At 69.7% G+C, this 9,603-nt stretch carries 7 protein-coding genes and 1 pseudogene; 5 read left to right on the top strand and 3 right to left on the bottom strand.

Features of this window, described 5'->3' with window-relative positions; translation table 11 throughout:
* Window positions 1-104 (top strand): annotated as a pseudogene (locus MMB92_RS34515) (IS110 family transposase); the annotation flags it as partial.
* Window positions 105-120: 16 nt separating this feature from the next.
* On the opposite strand, the gene MMB92_RS34520 reads toward MMB92_RS34515, so the two are convergent.
* Window positions 121-930: a helix-turn-helix transcriptional regulator gene (locus tag MMB92_RS34520; protein ID WP_006492931.1), complete on the bottom strand. Its 810-nt coding sequence runs from the start codon at window positions 928-930 to the stop codon at window positions 121-123.
* A gap of 218 nt (window positions 931-1,148) precedes the next feature.
* Here MMB92_RS34520 and MMB92_RS34525 point away from each other — a divergent pair, with 218 nt between their 5' ends.
* Entirely contained in the window at window positions 1,149-1,901 is a 753-nt protein-coding gene (locus MMB92_RS34525) for a class I SAM-dependent methyltransferase (protein WP_006497169.1), read from the top strand.
* Window positions 1,902-2,024: 123 nt separating this feature from the next.
* On the opposite strand, the gene ppc is transcribed toward MMB92_RS34525, so the two are convergent.
* Window positions 2,025-5,039, bottom strand: a complete 3,015-nt coding sequence (ppc, locus tag MMB92_RS34530) for a phosphoenolpyruvate carboxylase (RefSeq protein WP_277563250.1) — start codon at window positions 5,037-5,039, stop codon at window positions 2,025-2,027.
* A 208-nt stretch (window positions 5,040-5,247) separates the two neighbouring features.
* Between ppc and hemC the strand changes: the two genes are divergently transcribed.
* From hemC to MMB92_RS34545, 3 genes are read left to right on the top strand one after another with little or no spacing between them, the layout of a single operon-like run.
* The gene (hemC, locus tag MMB92_RS34535; RefSeq protein WP_012492813.1) at window positions 5,248-6,252 is read left to right on the top strand and encodes a hydroxymethylbilane synthase; all 1,005 of its coding nucleotides are present in this window, start codon (window positions 5,248-5,250) and stop codon (window positions 6,250-6,252) included.
* Window positions 6,252-8,222 carry a fused uroporphyrinogen-III synthase HemD/membrane protein HemX gene (hemDX, locus tag MMB92_RS34540; RefSeq protein WP_080324193.1) on the top strand — a complete coding sequence of 657 codons (1,971 nt, stop codon included), beginning with the start codon at window positions 6,252-6,254 and terminating at the stop codon, window positions 8,220-8,222. Before hemC ends, hemDX begins: the two co-directional genes overlap by 1 nt.
* Window positions 8,223-8,224: 2 nt before the next feature.
* Window positions 8,225-9,412, top strand: coding sequence for a heme biosynthesis protein HemY (locus MMB92_RS34545; RefSeq protein ID WP_077055725.1), 1,188 nt, complete (start codon window positions 8,225-8,227; stop codon window positions 9,410-9,412).
* Between the two features lie 67 nt (window positions 9,413-9,479).
* Here the strand turns inward: MMB92_RS34545 and MMB92_RS34550 are convergent.
* A partial coding sequence (locus MMB92_RS34550) for a transposase (protein WP_143329487.1) occupies window positions 9,480-9,603 on the bottom strand: 124 nt, incomplete at its 5' end.

Consider the following 9,603-nt stretch of genomic DNA (forward strand, 5'->3'; position numbering starts at 1 on the left):
TGTCCAAGGTCGCGCTGGTTGCCTGCATGCGCAAGCTCCTAACCATGCTCAATGCCATGGTCAAAACCAACACGCCTTGGGACGATTCACTTCATCGGGCTTGACTCGGAAGACGGTTACTCAGTCGCGCACCAGCACGACCAGCTTCAGGTCCTCGCGGTGCGCGGGCTTCAGCGTGATCTGCTGGTACACGAGACGGCCGTCGGCCGGATGGTCGAATTCACGCAGCCCGCCTTCGCGCTCGAACACGTCCTGCGACGCCCAGTACTGCGCGAACGCGTCGCTGCCGGCCGTCAGCGCGTCGATCAGCGCGCGCGTCGGCGCGTCGGTCAGGTGGCGGATCGCATCGGCGCGGAATTCGGCCGCGAGCCGCCGCGCGCGGGTTTCCCAGTCGACGATCAGCGTGCGGGCGGCCGGCGCCATGAACGTGAAGCGCAGCAGGTTGCGGTCGTGCTCGCCATCGAGCCAGCCGGAAAAGAGCGCGGCGGCCGGCGCATTCCATGCGAGCGCGTTCCATTGGCGGTCGAGCACGTAGGCGGGCGTCGCGATCGCCGCGACGGTCGCGGCGAGCGTCGGCGGCAGGTCGCCGCCCGCGACGTCGGGCTCGGCCGGGTCGCGCTGCGCGGCCAGCTCGAACAGGTATGCGCGCTCGGCCTTCGACAGTTGCAGCGCGACGGCGATCCGCGCGAGCGCGTCGGCCGACGCCGACACGGGTCGGCCCTGTTCGATCCACGTGTACCAGGTCGGGCTGACGCCGCACAGTTGCGCGACTTCCTCGCGCCGCAGCCCCGGCGTGCGGCGGCGCGGGCCGGGAGGCAGGCCGACGGCCTGCGGCGACAGCCGCTCGCGGTGGGCGCGGATGAATTCGCCGAGCGCGCGGGCGGGCGTGGCGTCGAGTGGCGGGACGGAGGCGGAGGACGGCTGGTTCATGCGGAAACGGCGAAGTGAAGGCGAAAACGCGGCAACGATCAGACAGGTGGATCAAATACCAGAATAACTGCTTAACTTGTACTGGTACACACGCAGGCCTATTGTAGCGGCTCGCGCGCTGGCAGGGCAGCGGGCGTCCCCCACAATGCGATGCACGGGGCCGGATCGGGCGTTGAAGCGCCGGGGCCGGCCGACTGCATCAAGGAAAGGAGCGAACGATGAAACACCACGACCAGGTCGCCGACGCCTTCGGCACGACGGCCGCCGCCTATCTGACGAGCACGGTTCATGCGACGGGCGCCGACCTGCAGACGCTCGCCGACGCGGTGAGCGCGACGCCCGACGCCGCGGTGCTCGATCTGGGCTGCGGCGCCGGTCACGCGAGCTTCGCGGTCGCGCCGCACGTGCGCGACGTGGTCGCGTACGATCTCGCCGCGCCGATGCTCGCGACCGTCGACGCGGCCGCGCGCGAGCGCGGGCTCGCGAACGTACGCACGCAGCAGGGGCCGGCCGAGCGGCTGCCGTTCGACACCGCGACGTTCGACTGGGTCGTGAGCCGGATGAGCGCGCACCACTGGCACGACATGCATGCGGCGCTGGCCGAGGTGCGTCGCGTGCTGAAGCCGGGCGGCCGCGTGTTGATGATCGACATCGCGGGCAACGATCATCCGCTCCTCGATACGTACCTGCAGGCCGCGGAAGTGCTGCGCGACGCGTCGCACGTGCGCGACTACCGTGCGGACGAATGGCTCGCGATGTTCCGCGCAGCCGGTTTCGACGCGCAGGTGCACAGCCGCTGGCGGCTGCCGATCGATTTCGACACGTGGGTCGCGCGCATTCGCACGCCGGCCGACAGCGTCGCCGGCATTCGCGCGTTGTGGGCGCATGCACCGGACGAGGTGCGCGGCTACTACGCGGTGCAGGCCGACGGCTCGTTCGAGCACGACGCATTGCTGATCGACGCGCACTGAGCGTGCGGCGCGGCGCACGCTGCGCCGTTTGTCGTCGCATGAAAAAAGCCGCGATACGCATCGACGCGTATCGCGGCTTTCGTTATCCCGGCCGGCGCGGAGCGTGCCCGCGCCGCCCGCGGATCAGCCGGTGTTGCGCAGGCCGGCCGCGATCCCGTTGATCGTCAGGTGAATCCCGCGGCGCAGCCGCGCGTTCGTGTCGCCCGCGCGGTGACGCTTGATCAGCTCGACCTGCAGGTGATTCAGCGGATCGAGATACGGGAAGCGGTTCTTGATCGAGCGCGCGAGCAGCGGGTTGGTCGCGAGGCGGCCTTCGTGCCCGGTGATTTCCGCGAGCGCCTGCGACGTGCGTTCCCATTCCGCGACGATCCGCTCGAACACGTGCTTGCGCAGCTTGCGATCGGACACGAGTTGCGCATAACGCGACGCGACCGCGAGATCGGTCTTCGCGAGCACCATGTCCATGTTCGACAGCAGGTTCGAGAAGAACGGCCAGGTCTTGTTCATCTTCTTCAGCAGCGTGACGCGCTTCGTGCGTTCGGCGGCGTCCGGCGCGCCGTCGAGATACGCGCTCACCGCGCTGCCGAAGCCGTACCAGCCGGTCAGCAGCAGCCGGCACTGGCCCCACGAGAAGCCCCACGGAATCGCGCGCAGATCCTCGATCTTGCGCTGCTTCGGGTCCTGCAGCTTGCGCGACGCCGGCCGGCTGCCGATGTTCAGCTCGGCGATCTCGGTGATCGGCGTCGACGAGAAGAAGTAGTCGGTGAAGCCCGGGGTTTCATAGACGAGCGCGCGGTACGCGGCCATCGCCGAGTCGGACAGCGTCTGCATCGCGGCCTCGAACGCGGGCAACTGCGCCGGTGCGTTCGACTGCGGCAGCAGCGACGCCTCGAGCGTCGCGGCGACGACCGTCTCGAGGTTGCGCCGGCCGATCGACGGGTTCGAGAACTTGCTCGCGATCACCTCGCCCTGTTCGGTCAGGCGGATCTGGCCGTTCACGGTGCCCGGCGGCTGCGACAGGATCGCCTGGTAGGTCGGGCCGCCCCCGCGGCCGACCGTGCCGCCGCGGCCATGGAACAGCCGCAGCGTGATCTTGCGCTCGCGGAACAGGTCGACGAGCGCGAGTTCCGCGCGATACAGCTCCCAGTTCGACGTGAGGAATCCGCCGTCCTTGTTGCTGTCCGAGTAGCCGAGCATCACTTCCTGTTCGGCGCCCTGATGCGCGATCAACGCGTCGATGCCCGGCAGCGCGAAGTAGTCGCGCATGATGCGCGACGCGTCGCGCAGGTCGGGGATCGTCTCGAACAGCGGGATCACCATCAGGCTGTTCTTCGCGTCGCGGCCCGGCACGCCGAGCGTGCCTTCGAGCAGGCCCGTCTCCTTCTGCAGCAGCAGCACCTCGACGAGGTCGCTGACGGTTTCCGTATGCGAAATGATGTAGTTGCGCACCGCGCGCGCACCGAACTGCGTGCGGACCTCGCGCGCCTTCTCGAACACGCCCAGCTCGCTCTGCGCGAGTGCCGAGTATTCGAGGTACGGCGAGCGCAGCGGGCGCGGATCGGCGAGCGCGGCGAGCAGCACGCGCAGCTTGTCTTCCTCGGCGAGCGCCGCATAGTCGGCCTCGACGCCGGCGCGCGCGAACAGTTCGGCGACCACCGCCTCGTGGATGTCGGAACTCTGGCGCAGGTCGATGCTCGCGAGATGGAAGCCGAACACTTCGGCCGCGCGCACGAGCGGCGCGAGGCGCGGCGCGGCGAGCGACGCGCCGTGGTGCTCGTCGAGCGACGCGGTCAGCACCTTGAGATCGGCGACGAACGCTTCGGAATCCTCGTATGGAATCGCACGCACGGGCGGCGCGCCGCGGCCCGCGCTGCGCACCGGCACCGTGCCTTCGCCGAGACGTACGCGCGCGCTCGCGGCGAGCCGCGTGTAGATGCCGATCAGCGCGCGGCGATACGGTTCGTCGACGCGGTGCGGCGACTGGTCGGGCGATGCGGCCGCGAGCGCCTTCACCGCGTCGTTCGCGCCGACCAGCAGGTTCGACACCGACAGCTCGGCGCCCAGCTTGTGCACCTGTTCCAGATAATGTTCGAGGATCACCGCGGCCTGGCGGTTGATCGCCTCGTCGAGCGTCGCCGCGGTCACGTTCGGGTTGCCGTCGCGATCGCCGCCGATCCAGCTGCCCATCTGGAAGAACGCGGGCACGCGGGCCGACAGGCCATGCTCGGCGAGCGCGGCCTCGATGTCGCCGTACAGCGCGGGCAGTTCGTCGAGGAACGTCGCGCGGTAGTACGACAGCGCGTTCTCGATCTCGTCGCCGACCGTCAGGCGCGAATCGCGCAGCATCCGCGTCTGCCACAGCGCGGTCACGCGCGCGCGCAGCATCGCTTCGTTGTACTGGCGTTCGCGCGCGGTCAGCTCCTGGTCGCGCTCCGCGAGCAGGCGCGCGATGTCGTGCTGCGCATCGAGGATGCTCTTGCGCTGCACTTCGGTCGGGTGCGCGGTCAGCACCGGCACGATCAGCGCATCGTCGAAGAAGCGCTGCAGCAGGCGCTTCGACGCGTTGCCGGTGGTTTTCAGCTGGTCGAGCGCGTACGCGACCGTGCCGGGCTGCGGCGCGGACCCGGCCAGCGCGTGGATGCGGCGACGGCGGTTGTGGTGGCGGTCTTCCGCGATGTTCGCGAGATGCGAGAAATAGCTGAACGCGCGCACGACGCTCACCGTCTGCTCCGGCGTCAGCTTGCACAGCTTCTTCTCGAGCGTCTGCGCGGCTTCGCTGTCGTCCTCGCGGCGGAACTTGACCGCGGTCTGGCGGATCGTCTCGACCACGTCGAACACCGTATCGCCTTCCTGTTCGCGCACGACGTCGCCGAGCAGGCGGCCGAGGAAGCGGATGTCCTCGAACAGCGGGCCGTCCTTGTCGTCGCGCGTGCGGGTGCCGGCCTTCGGTGCGACGGCCTTGCGGGCGGGGGCGCCGGCGGCTTTCGTCGCGGGTTTTGTCTGACGTATCGGGTCTTTCGGTTTCGTTGCCGTTTTCGCACGGCCGTTCGCGGCGGTGGCGAGGGTGCCCGTCGGGGCGTCGGGGGAGGGCAAGGCAGCATTGCGGCGCGCCGTACGCGCCGATCCGGAAGACTTCACGATGGGTTTCCTTGGGAAAGCTCGAGTCAAAAGGAACTGCGGAAACTGCGGGAACTGCGGTCAAGCAACCAGCTACGTGCGGCACATCCGCACAACGGCGCCGCGACCCGCACGGAGGCAGGCCGGGCGCAGGCTCCGGGCCCGGGCGGGCTGGGGCGTGCGTGCTACCATTGTTCGATCTTCAATCCCGTCCTTCGATGTTCCAGCAATGAATTCCGAGACCCCCGCGGCCGGGCCGCAACAGGCACAGCCGCCCGCGACGTTGACGATTGCTTCGCGCGAGAGCCGCCTGGCGATGTGGCAAGCCGAACATGTGCGTGATGCGCTGCGCAAATTATATCCAGCTTGTGACGTGAAAATCCTCGGGATGACGACGCGCGGCGATCAGATTCTCGATCGCACGCTGTCGAAGGTCGGCGGCAAGGGCCTGTTCGTGAAGGAACTCGAGGCCGCGCTGGCCGACGGTCGGGCCGATCTCGCCGTGCATTCGCTGAAGGACGTGCCGATGGCGCTGCCCGACGGCTTCGCGCTCGCCGCGATCATGGAGCGCGAAGACCCGCGCGATGCGTTCGTGTCGAACGACTACGCGTCGCTCGACGCGCTGCCGGCCGGCGCGGTCGTCGGCACGTCGAGCCTGCGCCGCGAAGCGATGCTGCGTTCGCGTTACCCGCATCTCGAGGTGCTGCCGCTGCGCGGCAACCTCGATACGCGGCTCGCCAAGCTCGACCGCGGCGACTACGCGGCGATCATCCTCGCGGCCGCTGGCCTGAAACGCCTCGGCCTCGAAGCGCGGATCCGCGCGCTGCTCGACGTCGAAGCCAGTCCGCCGGCAGCGGGCCAGGGCGCGCTCGGCATCGAGATCGCCGCGCACCGCGACGACGTCGCCGCGTGGCTCGCGCCGCTGCACGACCCGCGGACCGCGCTCGCGGTCGAGGCCGAGCGGATGGTGTCGCGCGCGCTCGGCGGCAGCTGCGAGGTGCCGCTTGCCGCGCACGCGGTGTGGCGCGCGGGCGAGCTGTACCTGACGGGCCGTGTGTCGACCACCGACGGCAAGCGCGTGCTGACGGCCGAGGAATGCGGGGCGGTCATGACCGTCGCCGACGCGCTCGCGCTCGGCCGCGCGGTGTCCGACGAGCTCGAGGCGCAAGGCGCGCTCGACATCGTCCAGGCGCTGCTCGCGGGCTCGCAGGCCGCCGGCAAGGGCGACGCCTGATGGCGGGCGGCGCGCGCGCGTTCACCGCTGTCCTGACGCGTCCGGACGGCCAGTCCGACGCGCTTGCGGCGCAACTGGCCGATGCCGGTTGCGACGTGCTCGAATTCCCGCTGATCGACATCGCGCCGGTCGACGATCCGGCGCCGCTCGACGCCGCGTTCGCGGCGCTGGCAGACTACGCGCTGGTGATCTTCGTGTCGCCGAACGCGATCGACCGCGCGCTCGCGCGGTACGGCGCGATCTGGCCGAATGCGCTGCCGGTCGGCGTGGTCGGGCCCGGCAGCGTCGCGGCGCTCGAGCGTCACGGCATCGCGGCGCCCGCGCATCGCGTGATCGCGCCGCAGGCGCCGGCCGACGGCGGCGTGCCTCATTACGATTCGGAAAGCCTGTTCGCGAGCATCGAGGCCGCGTTCGGCGGCGCGCCGGCGCTGGCGGGCAAGCGCGTGCTGATCGTGCGCGGCGACGGCGGGCGCGAATGGCTCGCCGAGCGGCTGCGCGAGGCCGGGGCCGACGTCACGCTCGTCGCCGCGTACCGGCGCGTCGTGCCGGAGCCGCGTGTCGGCGCGTGGGAGCGCGTGCACGCGCTGCTCGACGGCCAGCCGCACGCGTGGCTCGTCACGAGCTCGGAAGGCGTGCGCAACCTGCACGAGCTCGCGCGGGCCCACCTGAACGATGCCGAGATCGACGCATTGAAGCATGCGCCGCTCGTGACGCCGCACCCGCGGATCGAGCAGACCGCGCGCGCATTGGGTTTTGATAGGATTACGCTGACCGGCGCGGGCGATGAGCGCATCGTCCGCGCGTTTCGAACGATGGCCGACGAGGCCGTCCAACCGGCGACAGCCGCACCGGTGACTAAACGCATGACAGATACCAACGATTCCAAAAGCGTCGCTTCCCAGCCGGCCGCTGCATCCGCACCGCCGACCAGCCCCCCTTATCTCGCGCCCGAGCCGCCCGCACGCCGCGGCGGCAGCGCGGTGCTGTGGTTCGTCGTCGTCGTGCTCGGCTGCGCGGCAGGGGTCGGCGGCTACGCGCTGAACCGCAAGATCGACCGGCTCGACGGTACGTTCGTCGCGCGCCAGAAGGCGCTCGACGCGCAGACGGCCGAAACGCGGATGAAGACCGAGCAGGCGCTCGCCAGCACGCACCAGGTCGACACGCAGCTCGCGCAGCTCGACGGCAAGCTGGCCGATGCGCAGAGCGCGCAGCAGGCGCTGCAGCAGCAATACCAGGACCTGTCGCGCAACCGCGATGCGTGGATGCTCGAGGAAGTCGATCAGATGCTGTCGAGCGCGAGCCAGCAGCTTCAGCTGACCGGCAACACGCAGCTCGCGCTGATCGCGCTGCAGAACGCCGACGCGCGTCTCGCGACGTCGCAGAGCGCGCAGGCCGTCACGGTGCGCAAGGCGCTCGCGCAGGACATCGAGAAGCTGAAGGCCGCGCCGGCAGCCGATCTCACCGGCCTCGCGATCAAGCTCGACGACGCGATCGCGAAGATCGACGCGCTGCCGCTGTCCGGCGAGGCGATCGTGCCGCACGCGGCGCCGAAGGCCGCGCCGGTCGACGCCGCGTCGTCGGTCGCCGCCGGCGAGCCGCGCTGGAAGGTGTGGTGGCACGACTTCTCGGCCGGCCTCGGCCAGCAACTGAAGGGGCTCGTGCAGGTGCGCCGGATCGACAACGCGGACGCGATGCTCGCGTCGCCCGACCAGGGCTACTTCGTGCGCGAGAACGTGAAGCTGCGCCTGCTCACCGCACGGCTGTCGCTGCTGGCGCGCAACGACAGCGCGATGAAGGCCGACCTGCACGCCGCACAGGCATCGCTCGGCAAGTATTTCGATCAGGCATCGAAGGACACGCAGACCGTCGAGGATCTGCTCAAGCAGGTTGACGGCGCGTCGCTGACGGTCGCGGTGCCGAACCTGAACACGAGCCTGACCGCCGTTCAGCAGTTCAAGAGCCGGGGGTAACGATGACGCTTCGAGGAATCGTCTGGCTCGCGGTCCTGTTCGCGATCGCCGCGGCGCTCGCCACCGTCGGCCGTTTCGACGCGGGGCAGGTGCTGCTCGTCTATCCGCCGTACCGGATCGACGTGTCGCTGAACCTGTTCGTGATCGCCATCGTCGTGCTGTTCATCGTCGTGTACGCACTGCTGCGCATCGTGCGCAATATCTGGCGCATGCCGCAGCGGGTCGCCGCGTATCGGGCGCGTGCGCGCAACGAGAAGGCGCAGGCATCGCTGCGCGATGCGATCGCGAACCTGTACGCGGGCCGCTTCTCGCGTGCGGAGAAGGCCGCGCGTGAAGCGCTGACCGTCGACGCGAACCTGGGCGCCGCGAGTCTCGTCGCGGCCACCGCCGCGCACCGGATGCACGAGTACACGCGCCGCGACGACTGGCTGTCGAAGATCGACGCGCCCGAATGGCAGGATGCGCGGCTGCTCGCCGCCGCCGACATGCGCGCGGACGCCCGCGACGCCGACGGCGCGCTCGCCGCGCTGGCCGACATGCAGGCCGGCGGCAAGCGCATTCATGCGCAGCAGGTCGCGCTGCGGGCGCAGCAGCAACTGAAGAACTGGGCCGAGGTGCTGAAGCTCGCGAAGGCGCTCGAAAAGCGCGAGGCGCTGCATCCGGCCGCGGCCGTGCGGCTGCGCCAGCAGGCGGCGGAAAACCTGCTGCGCGAACGCCGGCACGATCCGGACGCGCTGCTCGAAGTGTGGCAGTCGCTGTCGCCGGTCGAGCGCCAGTCGCCGCGTCTCGCCGATCTCGCGGCCGAACTGCTCGTGCCGCTCGATCGCCGCAACGAAGCGCGCCGCATCGTCGAGGACGCGCTCGCGCACAACTGGGATGCACGCCTGCTGCGCCGTTACCCGGACACGGCCGGCGCCGATGCGCTGCCGCTGATCCAGAAGGCCGAAGGCTGGAAGAAGGATCATCCGGAAGATGCCGACCTGCTGTTCGCGCTCGGCCGCCTCTGCCAGCAGCAGCAGCTGTGGGGCAAGGCGCAGTCGTTCCTCGAATCGGCGCTGAAGCTGGCCGACAACGAGGCGCTGAAGGTGCGGGCGCATCGTGCGCTCGCCCGTCTGTTCGAGCATCTCGGCGAAACCGACAAGGCCGCGAAGCACTACCGCGAAAGCGCGCTCGCGATCACCGTGGTGTGACGCGGCGCTGCGCCGCGCAGCGTAAAAAGCCCCGAACGCCGATCGGCCTTCGGGGCTTTTTTTTGGTTCATCGTGGATTACCGGGGAACGCGGCGCGGATCTTGAGGAAGAAGTATTCCTCGTCGCGGTACCCGTAAGCCCTGCGCTTGATGACCTTGATAGTGTTGTTGATTCCCTCGACGACGCTGGTA

It is taken from the genome of Burkholderia sp. IO2 (assembly GCF_029522185.1).
Lineage (GTDB): Bacteria > Pseudomonadota > Gammaproteobacteria > Burkholderiales > Burkholderiaceae > Burkholderia > Burkholderia cenocepacia.